This window comes from Streptomyces sp. AHU1, assembly GCF_045343905.1.
Classification (GTDB): Bacteria; Actinomycetota; Actinomycetes; order Streptomycetales; family Streptomycetaceae; genus Streptomyces; species Streptomyces triticiradicis.
Genome location: NZ_CP174283.1, coordinates 8,138,128 through 8,155,914 on the forward strand (window position 1 = coordinate 8,138,128; position 17,787 = coordinate 8,155,914).

The following is a 17,787-nucleotide window of genomic DNA, read 5'->3' on the forward strand; positions in this document are numbered from 1 at the left end:
GGCGGAAGGAGGCAGGGTGCCGTGACCGTGATCTCCCTGAAGTCCGCGCAGGTGCGGGAAGGACTCGCCCTCCCGTACGCCGACGCCGGCTACCCCGGTGGCACACCGGTCGTCTTCGTGCACGGTCTGGCCGACTCCTGGTGGTCCTTCGAACCCCTCCTGAGGCGCCTTCCGGCGTCCCTGCACGGTTACGCGCCCACTCAGCGCGGGCACGGCGACGCCGGCCGGCCCCCGGAGGGCTACACCCCCGACGACTTCGCCGCGGACCTGGTGGCCTTCTTGGACGTGGTCGGCATCTCCCGGGCCGTCCTGGTCGGGGCGTCCAGCGGCGGCGTACCGGCGCGCATCGTCGCCGGCAGCCACCCCGACCGCATCGCGGGTCTGGTGCTGCTCGGCGTCCCCGGCACCCTCGCGGACAAACCGGCTGTCACCAGGGTGGTGAAGGCCGTGGAAACCCTGTCCGATCCCGTGCCCCGCGCGTTCGTCGAGGACTTCCTGGCCGGCACGGTGGCCCGCCCGATCGCCCGGGGCTTCGTCGAGACCATGATCGAGGAGAACCTCAAACTCCCCGCGTACGTCTGGAAGGACACCGTCCGCGGTCTCCTCGACACCGATCTGCGCGCGACCCTCGCGGGCATCCTGGTGCCCACCCTCGTCGTCTGGGGCGAACAGGACGAGTTCCTGCCCCGTGAGGACCAGCGGACCATCCTGGACGCCGTCCACGGCGCCGACTTCCTCGCCTATCCGGGGACCGGTCACTGCGTCCACTGGGAACAGCCCGAACGTGTGGTCGCCGACCTCACCGCGTTCGTCACGCGGATCGAGCACCCCGGGACGCGGTACGGCGCCGTCTGACCCCGCCCGGCGGGTGAACGGCGCTTCCACCGAAGCGAGTCGGACGGAATCCCCCGATTCCCGCGGTTGACGTGATCCCTGCCGCGATGCCTCCGGCCACCCGCCTTCGCATGGCATGCTCATGCTTCCCACAGGAAGGGAACACGTGCCATGAGACCGAGCCGACGCTCCCTGTTCGCCGCCACCGCCGTACTGGGATCCGCTCTTGCCGTCCCCGCACCCGCCGAAGCCGCCGAAGTCCCCGCCACCGGGGCCTATTACGTCCAGAGCGCCGTCACCGGACTGAACGCCGCCGACAGCGCGGGCGCGATCGTCCAGCACAACCCCAAGGGCAACGAGGACCACCAGCAGTGGACCCTGCGCCAGAACGGCTCCTCGTTCGTGCTCGAGAGCGCCGACACGGCGGGCAGTTGTCTGGGCCGCTCGGGCGACCAGGCCCGGACCGTCGCCTGTACGAGCGCGGACGCCGCGTGGGAGGTGACACCGAGCGGCACCGAACAGTACGCGCTCAAAAACCCCGGAACGAACAGGTACTTGACCGTCGCCGACAAATCCGCGGGCTCCAACTACCCGGCCCAGCTGGCGATCGGCTCGCCCGGCGCCCTCGCCTCCTGGTACCTCACCCCGGTCGTGCCCGCGACCCGGCCGATGCCGCCCCAGGACCAGCGAACCCTGGACCAGGTCACGTTCCTCACCGCCCACAACGCCTACGCGAACGGCGTGGACGGCGGATTCGCCCCGCCCTTCGTCAACTTCTTCCCGAATCAGAACCGCGGCATCAACCAGCAACTCGCGGACGGTGTACGGGGCTTCATGCTCGACCTGCACCAGACGCCCGACGGTGCGATCCTCTGCCACAACAGCTGCACCCTCGTCAGCAGGCCGGTCGCGCTCTGGGTCGACCTCCAGCGCATGGTCGACTTCCTGAAGCAGCACCCCGACCAGTTCGTCACCGTCTTCCTGGAGGACTACGTCGACCCGGGTGTCCTGCGCTCCGAACTCGCCCGCGTGAACGGCCTGTCCGACGTCCTCTACCGTCCCGACCGGACCGGCGTGCGCGAGAACGGCTGGCCGAAGCTCGCCGACCTGACCGCCGCCGGACAGCGCCTGCTCGTCTTCACCGACCACAGCCGTGCGTCCGACGAGTCCGCCGGACTGACCCGGGACAGCTTCGGCGTCATGTACCAGCGTGAGTGGACGGTCGAGAACTACTGGTCCATGGGTTCGGGGCTCGGCTCCTCCGACTGGTCCTGCTACAGCCGCTGGTACGGCGCGGACACGAACGTGCCGCTCACCCGCACCGAGCCGGGCTTCCGCCCCCTCTTCGTCATGAACCACTTCCGCGACGCCACCATCGCCGGGACCGTCGGCACGGACAACACCAAACTCGCCGACCGGGCCCGCCGCTTCTGCGAGCCGGCCGCCCGCAAGAAGCCCAACTACCTCGCCGTCGACCGCTACGACCTGGGCGACCCCGCCTCCGCGGTGAACACCCTGAACACGTACGTGTATCCGTAACCGGACGGGACCGCGAGCCCCGCCCGGCCGTTCCCCCTCGGGTGCGACCGGGCGGGGCTCACGTGCGTGCCGGGACGCCGAGGGCGCGTGTCGGTGCCGTACGGCAGGATCCCCGTCCACAGACGTGGGAGGGGATCGCCATGGGGATCGGATACAAGACGTCCTGGCTGGCCGTGCCGGGTGCCGGCAGCGGGGAGGTCGCCGACGCGCTCGGGTTGGCCGGACGGGTGGCGATGGACTGGGAGGCGGGGACCGAAGCGGCGTACACGCGGGGCGTCTTCGTGGCGTCCCCCGTGGACGGCTGGACCCTGGCGCACGGCCGGATCCACCTCGACGACGGGCGCGACGGCGACGGCCCCGCCATCCTGTCCTGGCTCGGGACGCTCGGCGGGCGCTTCGGCGACCTCCAGTACTTCAGCACCGACCGCATCGGCGAGCACCACGCCTGGGCGAGAGTGGAGGCCGGCCGAGTCGTCCGGGCCTACTGCTACGACGGCTGCACCGGCGACGTGCCCATGCGGCTCGGCGAGCCCACCGGGATCGAGCGCCGGCTCGGTGTCGGACAAAGGGGGCTGGAGGAGTGCCGGGAGGACTGGAGCGATGCCGAATGGGACGACTGGCACGCCGGCATGCCGAACGAGCAGCACGTCATGGCCATCGCCCGGGACTGGGGAATCTGCCCCCTCGACATCCCGGAGGGCGCGCACGTGGACGACGGCGTCCACGGGTTTCCGCCGGGTGTGGATCACGTGTCCTAGGCCCTGTCGTCACATTCCCGTCGTCGCCCGAAGGGCGGCCCTGCGGCGTCGTGGGGGTCCCCCCTGCTCGAGCGAAGCCGAGAGCTCGGGGGAGCGTGCTCTGGGGGCACCCCCTGCTCGAAGAGCTAGGGGGAGTGCCGGGCGTCGCGGGGCAGGCGGGAATTTGACGACAGGGCCTAGGATCCCGGGATGAGCGACGGGCTTCTCCACCTCACGGTCCTGGGCTGTGCGACGCCGTATCCGAGCGCGGAGAATCCGTGCTCCGGCTATCTGGTGTCGAGCGGGGACACCCGTGTCTGGGTGGACGCCGGGAGCGGGACGCTCGGTCCGCTCCAGCGCCATGTGCGGCTGGACGAACTCGACGCGATCTGGATCTCGCACCTGCACGCCGATCACAGCGCGGACCTGCTCACCGCGTACTACGGCGCGCTGTACTCGGACATCCGTCTCGCGGCGCCGATCCCCCTCTACGGTCCGCCCGGAATCGCCGACCGGCTGGCCGGCTTCCTCACCAACACCCCGGTCCGCAGCCCGATCGAATCCGCCTTCGCGGTCACCGAGCTGTACGACGGGCACCGGACGGCCGTCGGCTCGCTCCGGCTGACCAGCAGGGCGGTGTCGCACGGCATTCCGGCCTTCGCCGTGCGCATCGAGGCGGCGGGCGGTTCGCTGGTGTACTCCGGGGACACGGCGCCGTGCCCGAGCCTCACGGAACTGGCCGGGGGATGCGACGTCCTGTTGTGCGAGGCCGAGAGCGCGGAGGCACCGGCCGAGGGCGAACAGGTGCACCACACGCCCGAGGACGCCGGTGACACGGCCGCCGCGGCCGGGGCGGGCCGGCTGGTCGTCACGCACGTCGGCCGCTTCCTCACCCCGCGGCAAGCGGTGACGCGCGCCGCGACCCGGTTCGACGGCCCCGTCGACCACGCCGCTCCCGGCGCCACCTTCTCGATCGGCTAGACGGAGGCTCCGCGGCGCGGCATGCCGCTCCGCCCTGCGGTCCCATCATTCGCGAGGCGAGTCGTGGCGCTCCTCCGCCGTGGGGCTCGGGCCGGGACGGGGCGCTGTCGTCGAGGAGTGGACCCGGGGGAAGAACCGCGCGAGGACGTACAGGAGCAGGCTCAGCCAGCAGACGGCGAACAGCCAGCCGCCCACGACATCGGAGAACCAGTGGACGCCCAGGTAGACGCGGGACAGGCCGACGAGCACGGCCCAGCCGCCGATGAGCAGGACGAGGGCCCTCCTGGACTGCGGGGCGCGGGCGAGCACCGCGAGGACCAGCACTCCGGCGGCGACGGCGGAGGTGGTGGTGTGACCGGACGGGAACGACCAGCCCGAGGCCCGGGTGGCCCAGTCCTCCACGGGGGGCCGGGGGCGGGCGATCAGCGACATCACGGCGAACCGGACGGTCTGCGCGACGGCCAGGACGCACACGCAGACGGTGACGGCGCGCACCCGCTGCCGTGCCGTCCGTCCGAGGAGGAGGCCGGCCACGACGACCAGCGCGTACGGGACGGCCCCCGTGCCGGTGTACGTCACGCCGCGCGCCAGGGCGAGCGCCTCGTCCGGGCGGTGCGCCGACGACCAGGAGGCGAGCGCCGAGTCGACGGACAGGGGAGCCCCTCCATGACCGGTCACCACCAGCGCCAGCAGCACGAAGGCGACCAGGCTCCCCGCCGCGACCGCCGCGGCGACGGCGCCGGTGTTCGCGCGCCTCATGGCCGCGCCGGGGCGGCGACGGCCTCGCGCGCGGGCGTGACGCCCGGAGCGGCGGACATGGATGTGGCCCCTTTCCACGGCGGGCGCGCACGCGGCGGGACACCTCGTCCGGGCCCGTCTCCCTCGCCGGATTCGTCTACACAATTGTAGACGATCGACGGCCGGGGTCGTTCCCGGATCACCGCGGGAGGTCCGGCCTCCCGCCAGCCTGCAAGGTGCGACGCCCCGCCGCCCGGCGAGGACCGGCGCCCCGCCCGCCCCGCAGGCCTCGGTGCCGCGCCGCCCGGGAGGGGTTCGGCGTCCCGCCGCCCGGCGGGAGGCCCGCGGCGAGCCGTCCCGCCGCCCGGCCGAGGGCGCGGCCCCGGCCGCCGTCGACGGGAGCCCTCCTGGCGTCCGACAGGGAATGCCGTACCCTGCGTGTTACGTATAACCCTGGAGAGGCCCGATGAGACGCATCGCCCTGGTCACCCTCGTCGTCGACGACTACGACGAGGCCGTCCGCCACTACACCGAAGCCCTCGGCTTCCGCCTCGTCGAGGACACCCCGAGGCCCGACGGCTCCCGCTGGGTCGTCGTCGAGCCGGGCACGGAGGCCGGTGGAACCGGGCTGCTGCTCGCCCGGGCCAAGGACGAGGCGCAGCGCGGCCGGATCGGCGACCAGACCGGCGGACGGGTCGGCTTCTTCCTGTACACCGACGACTTCGCCCGCGACCACGCCCGGATGAGCGCCGCGGGCGTGACCTTCCTGGAGGAGCCGCGCCACGAGCCCTACGGCTCGGTCGCCGTCTTCCAGGACCTGTACGGCAACCGCTGGGACCTGCTCCAGCCCGCGGACTGACCCGGTCTCCCGCACCCCGCGCACTCTCCCGCTCTCCCGCACCCTCCCGCTCCGAACGACCTGCCGAGGAACACCGCACATGACCGCTCCCCGCATCGACATCGACACCATCCGCCGCCTGCCCAAGGCGGTCCTGCACGACCACCTCGACGGAGGTCTCCGCCCGGCCACCCTGGTCGAGCTCGCGGAGACCGTCGGCCACACCCTGCCCACCACGGACCCGGGGGAACTGGCCGCCTGGTACTACGAGGCCGCCAACTCCGGCGACCTGGTGCGCTACATAGCCACCTTCGAGCACACCCTCGCCGTGATGCAGTCCAGGGAGGGCCTGCTGCGCACGGCCGAGGAGTACGTCCTCGACCTCGCCGAGGACGGTGTCGTCTACGGCGAGGTGCGGTACGCGCCCGAGCTCATGGTCAACGGCGGGCTGACCCTGCCCGAGGTCGTCGAGGCCGTCCAGGAGGGCCTCGCCGCCGGTATGGCCAAGGCGGCCGCCGCGGGCACCCCGGTGCGCGTCGGCACCCTGCTGTGCGGCATGCGGATGTTCGACCGGACCCGGGAGACCGCCGACCTCGCGGTGGCGTTCCGGGACGCCGGAGTCGTCGGCTTCGACATCGCGGGCGCCGAGGACGGCTTCCCGCCCGCCGACCACCTGGACGCCTTCGAGCACCTGCGCCGCGAGAGCGTCCCGTTCACCATCCACGCCGGCGAGGCCCACGGTCTGCCCAGCATCCACCAGGCGCTCCAGGTCTGCGGCGCCCAGCGCATCGGCCACGGCGTCCGCATCACCGAGGACATCGTGGACGGCAAGCTCGGCCGCCTCGCGGGCTGGGTGCGCGACCGCCGCATCGCCCTGGAGATGTGCCCGACCTCCAACCTCCAGACCGGTGCGGCGACCTCCATCGCCGAGCACCCCATCACCGCCCTGCGCGACCTGGGCTTCCGCGTCACCCTCAACACCGACAACCGGCTGGTGTCGGGGACGACGATGACCCGGGAGATGTCGCTGCTCGTCGAGGAGGCGGGCTGGGGCGTCGAGGACCTGCGGACCGTCACGGTGAACGCTCTCAAGAGCGCGTTCATCCCCTTCGACGAGCGCAAGGCCCTCATCGAGGACGTCGTGCTCCCCGGCTACGACATCTGAGTCCGGCCGAGGCGTCCGGGACCGGCCACGGCACCCGGGACCGGCAGCGGCATCCGGGACCGGCTACGGACCCTGGACCAGCCCGCGTACGTAGGCGGCCTGTCCGACGTGCTGGAGATCGTCGGACAGGACGCTGACCAGGCGCACGCCCAGGGTGACCGGCGGGTCCCAGCGCTCGTCCACGACCCGCTCGAAGTCGTGGGCGGCCAGCCCGCCGATGTAGTCGAGGGTCCGTTCGTGGACGGCGTCGTGGTAGCCGAGCAGCAGGTCGCCCGATTCCACCCGGACCCGGGCGACCTGCGCGGACGTGTGCCCGTACCCGGTGTCGCCCCGGGGCAGGTCGAGCGCGAAGCGCTCCGCCCAGTCCCCGGTGAGCCACACCTGCTCCGTCCCGGCCGCGTCCGCGACGTGGTCGTCCTGGATCCGGGTGAGGTGCCAGACCAGCCAGGAGACCGAGTTGGCCCCCTCGCCGGGGCGGGCGTCGAGGACCTCCGGCGCGAGGCCGCCGACGGCCGCGTGGACTTCTTCCCGGACGCGGCCGAAACCGTCGATGAGGATGTCCTTCGCAAGCATGGGACCACCATCGCGCATCGCGTCCGTCCCTGCGTCCGGAACCACGGGTCCGCAGGCGGCTCAGGTGCCGTCCCGGGAGGCGTCGAGCAGCGTCATCAGGGCACGCGCGGCCGGACTCGTGGCCTCCGCCGGCGGCAGCATCGCGACCGTCTCGTACGACCCCTCCGAGACGCCCTTGAAGGGCAGCGAGGTCAGATCGCGGGCCTCCGGCTTGCGGCCGAAGTGGCGCGGCACGACGGCGATCCCGAGACCCTCGTGGACGAGTTCCAGGAGGCTGTGGACGTCGTTGACCTCCAGGGCCACCGTCCGCCGCACACCCGCCGCCGCGAACGCCGCGTCGGTGGTGCGCCGCGGCCCCCAGTCGGGGTGGAAGTCGACGAAGGCCTCGTCGCCCAGCTCCTCGGGCGTGGCCACGGCGGCCGCCGCGAGGGCGTGCTCCGGGTGGCAGAGCACGGTCATCGGCTCGCTGGCCAGCGGGACCGACCGCAGGTGCTCGGAGTCGGCACGGGTCCGCACGGCGAAGGCCAGGTCGAGACGGCCCGCGGCGACCTCCTCCGCCAGCGCCTCGGAGCCCGCCTGGCGCAGCCGGATCTCCACGTCCGGATGCCGCCGCCGGAACGCGGCGAGGAGCGTGGCGCAGTGCACGCCGGCGATGCACTGTTCGGTGCCGAGGGAAAGAGTGCCGCGCAGCACCCCCTGCACGGCGGCCACGGCGTCGTGCGCCGAACGCACCTGGGCGAGTATCCGCTCCGCCTCGACGAGCAGGGCGCGACCCGCCTCCGTGAGGGTGACCCGGCGGGTCGTGCGGACGAAGAGCGGGGCCTGGAGCTCCCGCTCCAGCGCGCGGATCGAGGACGAGAGGCCCGACTGCGACACCATCAGCCGTTCCGCCGCCCGGGTGAAGTGCCGGTCCTCGGCGACGGCGACGAAGTGCTGGAGATGACGCAGTTCCATGAGGAGCAAGGGTAGGCGCCGCAGGACGGACGTCCGGACCGATTGAGAAGCGGGACCGCTCAATGCCATCCGATCCTCCCGTTGGACCGCTGCCCGCGGGGCGCGCGAGAGTGGAGGCAGCCTGTTCCCCGGCCCCTCAGGAGTACGCGTTGTACACCCCGCACCCCGACCGTTACGCGGACATGCCCTACCGGCGCACCGGACGCAGCGGCCTGAAGCTCCCCGCGCTGTCGCTCGGCCTGTGGCACAACTTCGGCCCCGACCGGCCCGTGGACGTCCAGCGCGCGATCCTGCGCCGGGCCTTCGACCTCGGCGTCACCCACTTCGACCTGGCGAACAACTACGGTCCGCCGCCCGGCGCCGCCGAGTCAGCCCTCGGCGACGCCCTGAGGGCGGACTTCGCGCACCACCGCGACGAGCTGATCGTCTCGACCAAGGCCGGCTATCTGATGTGGCCGGGACCGTACGGCGAATGGGGCTCGCGCAAGTACCTGCTGTCCTCGCTCGACCAGAGCCTGGGCCGGATGGGCCTGGACCACGTCGACGTCTTCTACTCGCACCGCCCCGACCCGGAGACTCCCCTGGAGGAGACGATGGGCGCCCTGCACTCGGCGGTCCAGCAGGGCAAGGCGCTGTACGTCGGCGTCTCGAACTACTCGGCGGAGCAGACCCGCGAGGCCGCCCGGATCCTGGCCGACCTGGGCACCCCGCTGCTCATCCACCAGCCGCGCTACTCCATGCTCGACCGCCGTCCCGAGGACGAGGGCCTGCTGGACGCGCTCGACGAGCTCCAGGTGGGCTCCATCGCGTACTCCCCGCTGGAACAGGGCCTGCTCACCGGCCGCTACCTGAACGGCATCCCGGAGGACTCGCGGGCCGCGAGCGACAGCCCGTTCCTGAGCGCGGACACGGTCACCGAGGACCTCGTGGGCCGGCTGCGGACCCTCGACGACATCGCCAAGTCCCGCGGCCAGTCACTGGCCCAGCTGGCGCTGGCCTGGGTGCTGCGCGGCGGCCGGGTCACCTCCGCCCTGGTGGGCGCCAGCAGCCCGCGGCAGCTGGAGGACAGTGTCGCGGCCATCGGCAACCTGGACTTCGCCGAGGACGAACTTGCCCGGATCGACGCGGTGGTCAAGGGATAGGACCCCCGTGCCCGTGCCGGACCCCCGGCGCGCCCGGACCCGTGCCGGACCCCCGGCGCGTCGCCCGTGCGCGCCGGGGGACCCGGTGTCTCAGGCCGGGACGCGGTCCAGGAATCCGTGCACGCTCCGGATCCGGCCCTCGTCGTCCAGGACGATCACGTCGGATCCCGCGACGGGCGCCGAGCCGTCCGACTCGTCGACCAGTTCCCAGCCGAAGCGGGCGGTGTCGTGGTGGCCGTCGACCGGGCCCAGCGGACGGAAGACGAAGCCGGGGAACTGCTCGTGCACGGACGTGATCACGGCCGCGATCCCCTCGTGCCCGCGGACGTCGGCGAGCGGGTCGGTGTACGTGCCGTCCGTGCTCCAGGCGGCGGCCACCGCCTTCGCCAGGGTGTCCCGGCCGCCCGCGTTCCAGGCCTCGAAGTAACGGGTGACGGCGGTCTCGTACCGGTCGGTGTTCGCGGACATGGTGAACCAGCCTCCATCGAGGAACGTATCCATGGTCAAGGTCCGTGTCCCGGGCCGGTGCCGTGCCCCGGACGCGGTACGACCACCCTGGCGGGCGCCGCGCGGAGCGTCGATTACCCCGCGGGTCATGCCGCGGCCCCGGAGCCGGGTTCGCTGCCGGTGCCCTTTCGGCCAATCGCGGCGGTGAATATGCCAAGAGACTGGCTGGATTCACATGGTGACAGTGTGTCAGTAGTGACGATACTCAATCAGTAGGGCAATTCAACCAAGCCCGTGCAATTGCACGGCGCGGTGCCCATGAGCCGCAGGGAAAGAGAGGCCGGACCGGCGACGAGCGACGCCAATGGGGGAAGATCGTGCACGACGAATTCCTGTGCCATGTCACCGCGTACGGCATGTGCGGCGGTCAGCGAGTCGGCGTACCCCTGGGCACCTATCGCGCGCCGACCCTCGCGCTGGCCCTGTGGTGGATGCGGGACCGCGCGGCCTGGATGGCCGAACGGCTCGATCCGCAGCCCGAGGACCCCGCCTTCCCGCCCAACTCGATCGCGCCGGTGGGCGACAGCGTCCCCGACGTCCCGGCGATGCTGCGCGCCTGGTGCGGTGACACCGAGCAACAGGAGCTGGTGGCCGAGGAGTTGGCCGCGGGCAAGCTCGTCCGCGTCTCCACCAGCGATGACACCACCGAGTACGAGCTGCTCGCGGAATCGGTGGACGCGCTGCGCATGCACCGCACCGCCGCGGTCCTCGGGATCTCCGCCGCCTGACCGCTCGCGCGCCCCGGCCGCCCGACGTTGCTCAGGCGCGTATGTGGGCGAATCGTTAGAATTCTGGCATGGCAGAGAGGCCGGTCGCGGCGACCGCACCCGAACTCGTCCTCGAAACCGAGACGGGCTCGACGGTGATGAGTCCGAACCACGACTACCACGTTGGGCGCGATCCGCTGTGCGACGTCGTGATCGACGACGTCCGGGTCTCGTGGCACCACGCGGTGCTGCGGCCCCACGCCGATCACTGGACGCTCGAGGACGAGAACAGCACGAACGGCACGTACGCCGACGGCCGGCGCGTCCACGAATGGGGCGTCGGACCCGGCAGCGTGATCCGCTTCGGCAGCCCCGCCGACGGCCCGCGCGCCGTCCTCGTCAGCCGCCCGCCACCCGCCGGGGAGCGCCCCTCGGCCGTTTCCATGCCGGCCGCCACCAGCACCTTCCGGCAGCCGACCACCGTACGGCCGCTGCCCTCCCGCACCGTCCGCATCGGCCGCGGCCCCGACAACGACCTCGTCGTCGACGACCTGATCGTCTCCCGGAACCACGCCGAACTGCTGGCCCGGCCCGACGGGACGTACGAGATCGTCGACCTCGGCAGCCACAACGGCACGTTCCTCAACGGCCAGCCCGTCGAGCGCGCCCTGGTCACACCGGGTGACATCGTCGGCATCGGGCACTCCGCGTTCTGTCTCGTCGGCGACCAGCTGCAGGAGTACGTCGACAGCGGCGAGGTCTCCCTCGACGTGCAGGACCTCGTCGTCGAGGTGGACCGGGGGCGCAAGACGCTGCTGGACGGGGTGTCCTTTCCCGTCGGCGAGAAATGTCTGCTCGCCGTCGTCGGTCCCAGCGGCGCCGGCAAGTCCACGCTCCTGAACGCGCTCACCGGACAGCGGCCCGCCGACCACGGCACGGTCCTCTACGACGGCCGTGACCTCTACCGCGACTACGCCGAGCTGCGCCAGCGCATCGGCCTCGTCCCGCAGGACGACATCCTGCACGCCCAGCTGACCGTCCGCCGGGCGCTCACCTACGCCGCCGAACTGCGCTTCCCGCAGGACACCGCCAAGGCGGAGCGCCGGGCGCGGGTGGACGAGGTGATCGGCGAACTGGGCCTGGAGCAGCGCGCCGACCAGCCCATCCACAGTCTGTCGGGCGGACAGCGCAAGCGCGTCAGCGTGGCCCTGGAGCTGCTCACCAAGCCCTCCCTGCTCTTCCTCGACGAGCCGACCTCGGGGCTGGACCCGGGCATGGACCGCTCGGTGATGCACATGCTGCGCGGCCTCGCCGACGACGGCCGCACCGTCATCGTGGTCACCCACAGCGTGCTCAGCCTGGACGTCTGCGACCGGCTCCTGGTCCTCGCGCCCGGCGGCAAGGTCGCCTACTACGGGCCGCCCGACGACACCCTGCCCTTCTTCGGCTACCGGCAGTGGCCCGAGGCCTTCGAGGCCTTCGAGCGCGACAGGGACCGGGACTGGGCGGGGGAGTACCAGGACTCGCCGTTCCACCGGCAGTACATCGACAAGTCGACCTCGCAGCCGAGGGTGCCCGACGCGGAGACCGGAGCGCTCGTCGGGCCGCCCCCGAAGGCCCAGAGCTGGGGCTCCCAGCTGCGCACCCTGGTCCGCCGCTACGCGGCCGCGCTGGGGGCCGACCGGACCTTCCTCGCCATCATGATCGCCCTGCCGTTCGTGATGGGCGCGATGGCCCGGGCGCTGGCGGGCGGGAAGCTGACCCGGGACACGGCGATGAACGCGCTGCTCATCCTGTGCGTCGGCGGCGTGCTGACCGGCGCGGCCAACGCCGTGCGCGAACTCGTCAAGGAACGGACGATCTACCAGCGGGAACGGGCGGTCGGCCTGTCCAGATCGGCGTACCTGATGTCCAAGGTCGTCGTCCTCGGCACCATCACCGTGCTCCAGGCCGTCGTGCTCACCCTCGTCGCCCTGTTCGGCGTCGACCTCAACGCCCCCGGCGGCGAGGGCGTGCTGATGCCGCCGCTGCTGGAGATCACGCTGGCCGTGGCGCTGCTCGCCTTCACCGCGATGATGCTCGGCCTCCTCGTGTCCGCCGTGGTGCGCAAGGAGGAGGTGACGATGCCGCTGCTGGTGCTGCTGGCCATCGTCCAGGTGGTGTTCTGCGGCGCCCTGCTGAAGCTGCACGGAGTGCCCGGCCTGGAGCAGCTGTCCTGGCTCGTGCCCTCCCGCTGGGCCCTCGGCGCGATGGCCGGGACCATCGGCCTCGCCAGGATCGTTCCCGGCGACCTGACCGGCGATCCGATGTTCCGGCACTCCACCGGAGCGTGGCTGATCAACATGGGCATGCTCGTCGTGCTCTCCGTCGTCTTCGGCTGGCTGGTCGCCCGGCTGCTGCGGCGGCACGAGCCCGCGGTCATGCGGAAGTAGCCGCCGATGACGAGCCCTGGCTTCCGCCCGACGCACGTCGTCCCGCAGGACGGGCTGCCCGCCTGGGAGTCCCCGGACCCGTCCCGGCCCACCGTGCCCCTGGACGCGCTCCTGCCGGTCGAACTCGTCGACCGGCTCGGGGACTGGGGGCGGATCGTCTGCGCGAACGGCTGGTCGGCCTGGGTCGACGGCCGCCTGCTGGTCGCCGTACCGCAGGTACCGCCGGCGGCGACCCGTCCGCTCGCCCGCACGGCCGATCCGCGCCCGCTGCTGGCCCGCGTCGAGCAGGCGCTCACCGGCTACCGGCGCGCGGTGGAGGAACTGGCGTCCGGGCGGCTGGAGGCCGAGACCTTCCGGGCCCGCACCCAGGGCAGCCGGATCGGCATGGTCGTCGACGGCGAGTCGCTGTGGCTGTACGACGGCGAGCACGAGCGGTGGGTGTACTGCGACGGAACACGGCTGAGCACCTTCGCGGCCGAGCGCGCCCCCTCGGCCACGCGCCGCGAGACCACGGACCGGCCCGAGGAGCGGGACCCGTCGCCGAGCGGGCCCCCGGAGCGGGACCGCGCGCGGGGGCCGGCCCGGCCACCGGAACCGAGCGTGGCGCAGGGGCCGGGCCCGGCGCACGGGCACCAGACGGAGCCGACGCGGATCGTGCGGGGGTCCGCGTCCGGCGGTCCTCCCGAGGGTCCGCCCGGCGGACACGAGCCCACCCGGCTGGTCACCTTCGACGACGACCGGGGCGAGGAGTGACGCGCGGCGCGGGGCACGAGCGGGGTGACGCCTGATGGACGAGACGCCCGGGCAGGACGCCGGCCCGTTCTCGGGACGGCCCTCCGAGCTGATCGGACGGCGGATCGCGGGGTACCGGATCGAGCGGGAGATCGGCCGCGGCGGGATGGCCGTCGTCTACCAGGCCAAGGACCTGCGCCTCGACCGCACGGTCGCCCTCAAGCTCCTCGCCCCCGAACTCGCCCGCAACGACACCTTCCGCGGCCGCTTCACGCACGAGTCACGGGTGGCCGCCGCGATCGACCACCCGCACATCGTGCCCGTCTTCGAGGCGGGCGAGACGGACGGCGTCCTCTACATCGCCATGCGCTACGTCGCCGGGCGCGACCTGCGCCACCTCCTCGACCGCGAGGGACCGCTGACGGTCACCGTGGCCGCCCGGATCGGCATCCAGGTCGCCTCCGCGCTCGACGCCGCCCACGACCACGGACTGGTGCACCGGGACGTGAAGCCCGGGAACATCCTGGTCGCCCAGGGAACCGACAGCGACCACCCCGAACACGTCTATCTCACCGACTTCGGACTGACCAAGAAGTCCCTGTCGCTGACCGGGTTCACGAGTGTCGGACAGTTCGTCGGCACCCTCGACTACGTGGCCCCGGAGCAGATCTCGGGCAAGCCGGTCGACGGCCGCTGCGACGTCTACAGCCTCGCCTGTGTCGTCTACGAGATGATGGCCGGCCGGCCGCCCTTCCGGCGCGACGACGACATGGCGCTGCTGTGGGCCCACCAGTACGACCAGCCGCCGGCCCTGAGCGCCGTGCGCCCCGGCATCCCGGACGCGGTCGACGCCGTCCTCGCGAAGGCGCTCTCCAAGAGCCCCGACGACCGGTACGACTCGTGTCTCGCCTTCGTCAGCGCGCTGCGGATCGCCGCACGCGGCGCGGCGACCGGGGGCGGCACCCGGCCCGGCGCCGAGACCGGGGACGTACCGGGCGGCCCGGGGCCCGTGCCGGAACCGCCCGCCTGGGCCCGGCCGGTGTTCCGGAGCTGAGGCGCCGGTGACGGCGTCCGCCCTCACCCGGGCGGGCCGGCCTCGCCCCCGCGCCGGACGCCCCTCGCCAGGAGGGCGCCCAGGAAACCGGTGACCAGCCCCCACAGCACGGCGAGGCCGAGGGCACCCCACACCTGGGGCTTCAGGAAGAGCTCCCCCTTCAGGCCCCCGCCGATGTCGCCGAGACCGAGGATCGACAGGCCGTAGTTCGCCGAGATCCGGCCGAGCAGGCAGATCATGAGCACCGTCAGCGCCAGGGCGACCGCCATGTGGAGGGCGTGCTGCCAGACCCGCGTCCGGGCCGGTGAACGGGCCGCCATCAAGAACGCCGCCCCGACCAGCAGTACGGCGTCGACGACCACCAGCCACCAGATCCTGCCGTCGTAGTCCGCGAGGGAGCCGAGGTTGAGCTCGGACACGTCCGGGGTGCGCAGCACCTCGTCGAGCACGTGCGGCATCGGCAGTCCGAAGGGCCCGTCCACGCGTCCGTTCCAGGTGGCGCCCAGCCCGATGGTGAACGCGAGCCAGACGACGTTGGGAAGACCGAGGAGCATCACGGCGAACGTCTCGGCCGGGTGGCCGCGGGTCGCCGCCACCACCAGGCCGATGACCACGCCGAGGCCGACGCAGGCGAGCAGCAGGACCACCATGGCGTACGCGGCCGGCCGCACCGATGCCTGGAAGCGCAGCAGCCGGGCGGGGAGCGGCGCGCCGCGCGAGACCAGCAGGGCGATCACGAACACGCCCGCGAGCCACAGCACGCCGAAGACCAGGGTCGGTGCCGTGGCGGCTTTGAAACCCACCTCGGGCGTTGCGCCGAACAGGTCGCCGATGGCGCCGATGGTGCCGTTCCCGAGGTCGACGGTGAAGTTCTGGCGGGCCGCGAGCGCCAGTCCGACCAGGGCGAGCAGCCACAGGACGCCGAGCCGTCCGGCCCAGCCGGCCAGTTCCGCCGCCCCGGCGACGGCCCGGTGCCGCAGCGGCCGCAGGAATCCCGCCCCGAGCACCAGCGCTCCGGTCAGGGTCACCGACAGCGGGACCACCGTGAGGCCCGCCTTCGTCTCGGCGATGGCTCCCGCGTCGCCGGTGAACTCGACGGTGCCGCCGACCGCCGTGACGAGGGTGGCCGCGACCACCCGTGGATAGGCGTTGTCGGGGAGGTCGGTGGCGCCGGACGCCCACAGGCCGAGCGCGGCGACCACCACCATGAGGACCAGACCGGCCAGTACGGCCGCGAGAGCCTGGAGCCAGCCGTGACGGGCGGCCGGACGCGCACCGCTGGTGCCGGCCGGCTGGGCGGACGGTGTCTGGGGACTCACGCTGCCACGCTAAGCAGCGGTGACACCGTCCGCCCCTCGGGAGAGCCGACCGCGTCGGCTTGCGGGCACCGGCGGACCGGGGCACACAATGGGTGCGTTGCGGAACGAAGCGGCGAAGCGGAACGGAACGCGACATCGCCGCAGCATCCCCCATCGGGAAGAAGAGCTCGTGAGCGTCGAACCGCCGTCCTCCGGCCGTCCCACCGGGCCGCCCTCGGGCCCGCTGTCGGGTCCGTCGCAGCCGAGCCCGACCCAGCCCGTCGACATCCCGCCCGCCGGACCGCCCAGCGGCGCGTCCGGCGCGGGCGGCGGAGCCGGCGGCGCGGGAGGCGGGGGGACGGGAGGCGGTGGCGCGGGTGGTCCCTCGGGACCCGGCGGTGGAGCCGCGGGGCCGGGGCGGCCGGGCGGGGAACCCGAGCACCCCTGGTGGCGGTCGGCGCCGCGGGTCGCGCTGATCACCGGTGTCGTGGCGGCGGCGGTGATCCTGGGACTGGTCTTCACCAACAACGGCGGCGGGGCCAAGAACACCGGCGGTGAGGTCTTCCTGCAGGCCGCGGACAAGACGGGGCCCGACCCGTTCACCGAGTCGACCGCCAACGACACGTCCACCGCCCCGGAGACCCCCGCGACGCCGTCCACGTCGGCGCCCGCCAACGCGACCCTCGCCGTGAGCGGCAACGCGCCCGGCCTCTACGGCGGCACCCGCAACGTCTCCAGCTGCGACGTGGAGAAGCAGATCAGCGCGCTCAAGGCTGACCCGGCGAAGAACAAGGCGTTCGCCTCGGTCGAGGGCATCCAGCCGAACACGGTTCCCGCCTACCTGCGCTCCCTGACCCCCGTGCAGCTGCGCATGGACACGCGCGTCACCAACCACGGCTACCGCAACGGCGCCCCCACCAGCTACCAGGCGGTCCTCCAGACCGGCACCGCCGTCCTCGTGGACTCCCGCGGTGTGCCCCGGGTGCGCTGCGCGTGCGGCAACCCGCTGCTCCCGCCGGTCGCGCAGCAGGGCACCCCCAGGGCGACGGGCGACTCGTGGCCCGCGTACCGCTCGCGGGACGTCGTGGTCGTGGCGCCCTCGACGACGGTCATCGACGTGTTCGTCCTCTACGACCCCGGGAACAAGGAGTGGATCGCCCGGGAGCGGGGCGACGAGGGCAAGCACGACAAGAAGACGCGCCCACCGGTGAAACCCTCGCCCTCGGCCAGTGTCTCGGGCTCCGCCTCACCGTGCGTCTCGCCGGGCGGTTCGAAGCCGGCCTCCGGGAGCCCGTGCCCCTCGACGTCGGCCTCGCCGTCGTCCGAGAGCTCGTCCCCGTCGTCCGGACACTCCTCCTCCGAGCCGTCCTCCTCCGAGCCCTCTTCCTCCGAGCCGTCCACCTCCGAGCCGTCCACGTCGAAACCGGAGAGCCCCTCCATCGTGCCGCCGCCGCCCGCGACGGAGTCGGGTCCGGCGTCCGGTCCGGCCTCCGCGGATCTGACGACGCAGTCGGGCGCCTCCTCCGGGACGTCCTCCTGACCCGAGGAGGCGGTAC

At 72.8% G+C, this 17,787-nt stretch carries 17 protein-coding genes; 12 read left to right on the forward strand and 5 right to left on the reverse strand.

What is annotated here, in order from left to right; all coding sequences use genetic code 11:
• Positions 1–21 precede the first annotated feature (21 nt).
• The 4 genes from ACICHK_RS35895 to ACICHK_RS35910 all read left to right on the forward strand — a co-directional run bounded on the left by ACICHK_RS35895 (position 22) and on the right by ACICHK_RS35910 (position 4,091).
• Positions 22–855, forward strand: a complete 834-nt coding sequence (locus ACICHK_RS35895; RefSeq protein WP_406840190.1) for an alpha/beta fold hydrolase — start codon at positions 22–24, stop codon at positions 853–855.
• A gap of 150 nt (positions 856–1,005) precedes the next feature.
• The gene (locus ACICHK_RS35900) at positions 1,006–2,373 is read left to right on the forward strand and encodes a phospholipase (protein WP_406840191.1); all 1,368 of its coding nucleotides are present in this window, start codon (positions 1,006–1,008) and stop codon (positions 2,371–2,373) included.
• 140 nt (positions 2,374–2,513) lie between these two features.
• Positions 2,514–3,131, forward strand: coding sequence for a hypothetical protein (locus tag ACICHK_RS35905; protein WP_406840192.1), 618 nt, complete (start codon positions 2,514–2,516; stop codon positions 3,129–3,131).
• Between the two features lie 189 nt (positions 3,132–3,320).
• On the forward strand, positions 3,321–4,091 hold the full coding sequence (locus ACICHK_RS35910; protein WP_406840193.1) for an MBL fold metallo-hydrolase: 771 nt from the start codon (positions 3,321–3,323) through the stop codon (positions 4,089–4,091).
• Between the two features lie 45 nt (positions 4,092–4,136).
• Here the strand turns inward: ACICHK_RS35910 and ACICHK_RS35915 are convergent, their stop codons facing one another.
• On the reverse strand, positions 4,137–4,850 hold the full coding sequence (locus tag ACICHK_RS35915) for a phosphatase PAP2 family protein (RefSeq protein ID WP_406840194.1): 714 nt from the start codon (positions 4,848–4,850) through the stop codon (positions 4,137–4,139).
• A 445-nt stretch (positions 4,851–5,295) separates the two neighbouring features.
• Between ACICHK_RS35915 and ACICHK_RS35920 the strand changes: the two genes are divergently transcribed.
• Both ACICHK_RS35920 and ACICHK_RS35925 read left to right on the forward strand, forming a co-directional pair.
• Entirely contained in the window at positions 5,296–5,688 is a 393-nt protein-coding gene (locus ACICHK_RS35920; protein WP_406840195.1) for a VOC family protein, read from the forward strand.
• Between the two features lie 79 nt (positions 5,689–5,767).
• Positions 5,768–6,832 (forward strand): adenosine deaminase, encoded by a 1,065-nt coding sequence (locus ACICHK_RS35925; protein WP_406840197.1) that lies wholly within the window; start codon positions 5,768–5,770, stop codon positions 6,830–6,832.
• Positions 6,833–6,895: 63 nt separating this feature from the next.
• Here ACICHK_RS35925 and ACICHK_RS35930 read toward each other — a convergent pair whose 3' ends face one another.
• Both ACICHK_RS35930 and ACICHK_RS35935 read right to left on the reverse strand, forming a co-directional pair.
• Positions 6,896–7,405 (reverse strand): DinB family protein, encoded by a 510-nt coding sequence (locus tag ACICHK_RS35930; protein ID WP_406840198.1) that lies wholly within the window; start codon positions 7,403–7,405, stop codon positions 6,896–6,898.
• 60 nt (positions 7,406–7,465) lie between these two features.
• Positions 7,466–8,359 carry a LysR family transcriptional regulator gene (locus tag ACICHK_RS35935; protein WP_406840199.1) on the reverse strand — a complete coding sequence of 298 codons (894 nt, stop codon included), beginning with the start codon at positions 8,357–8,359 and terminating at the stop codon, positions 7,466–7,468.
• A 149-nt stretch (positions 8,360–8,508) separates the two neighbouring features.
• On the opposite strand from ACICHK_RS35935, the gene mgrA reads away from it, so the two are divergent.
• Positions 8,509–9,501, forward strand: a complete 993-nt coding sequence (gene mgrA / locus ACICHK_RS35940) for an L-glyceraldehyde 3-phosphate reductase (protein ID WP_406840200.1) — start codon at positions 8,509–8,511, stop codon at positions 9,499–9,501.
• A 90-nt stretch (positions 9,502–9,591) separates the two neighbouring features.
• On the opposite strand, the gene ACICHK_RS35945 is transcribed toward mgrA, so the two are convergent.
• A complete protein-coding gene (locus ACICHK_RS35945) occupies positions 9,592–9,969 on the reverse strand; it encodes a nuclear transport factor 2 family protein (RefSeq protein ID WP_151473900.1) in 378 nt (125 codons plus the stop codon).
• 356 nt (positions 9,970–10,325) lie between these two features.
• On the opposite strand from ACICHK_RS35945, the gene ACICHK_RS35950 reads away from it, so the two are divergent.
• From ACICHK_RS35950 to ACICHK_RS35965, 4 genes are all read left to right on the forward strand, one after another.
• On the forward strand, positions 10,326–10,736 hold the full coding sequence (locus ACICHK_RS35950) for a hypothetical protein (protein ID WP_406840201.1): 411 nt from the start codon (positions 10,326–10,328) through the stop codon (positions 10,734–10,736).
• Positions 10,737–10,804: 68 nt separating this feature from the next.
• The gene (locus ACICHK_RS35955; RefSeq protein ID WP_406840202.1) at positions 10,805–13,147 is read left to right on the forward strand and encodes an FHA domain-containing protein; all 2,343 of its coding nucleotides are present in this window, start codon (positions 10,805–10,807) and stop codon (positions 13,145–13,147) included.
• Between the two features lie 6 nt (positions 13,148–13,153).
• Entirely contained in the window at positions 13,154–13,900 is a 747-nt protein-coding gene (locus ACICHK_RS35960; protein ID WP_406840203.1) for a hypothetical protein, read from the forward strand.
• 34 nt (positions 13,901–13,934) lie between these two features.
• On the forward strand, positions 13,935–14,933 hold the full coding sequence (locus tag ACICHK_RS35965; protein ID WP_406840204.1) for a serine/threonine-protein kinase: 999 nt from the start codon (positions 13,935–13,937) through the stop codon (positions 14,931–14,933).
• A 23-nt stretch (positions 14,934–14,956) separates the two neighbouring features.
• Here the strand turns inward: ACICHK_RS35965 and ACICHK_RS35970 are convergent, their stop codons facing one another.
• Positions 14,957–16,252, reverse strand: a complete 1,296-nt coding sequence (locus tag ACICHK_RS35970) for a streptophobe family protein (RefSeq protein WP_406840205.1) — start codon at positions 16,250–16,252, stop codon at positions 14,957–14,959.
• Between the two features lie 169 nt (positions 16,253–16,421).
• On the opposite strand from ACICHK_RS35970, the gene ACICHK_RS35975 reads away from it, so the two are divergent.
• Positions 16,422–17,771, forward strand: a complete 1,350-nt coding sequence (locus ACICHK_RS35975; RefSeq protein ID WP_406840207.1) for a DUF6777 domain-containing protein — start codon at positions 16,422–16,424, stop codon at positions 17,769–17,771.
• The last annotated feature ends 16 nt before the right edge of the window (positions 17,772–17,787 follow it).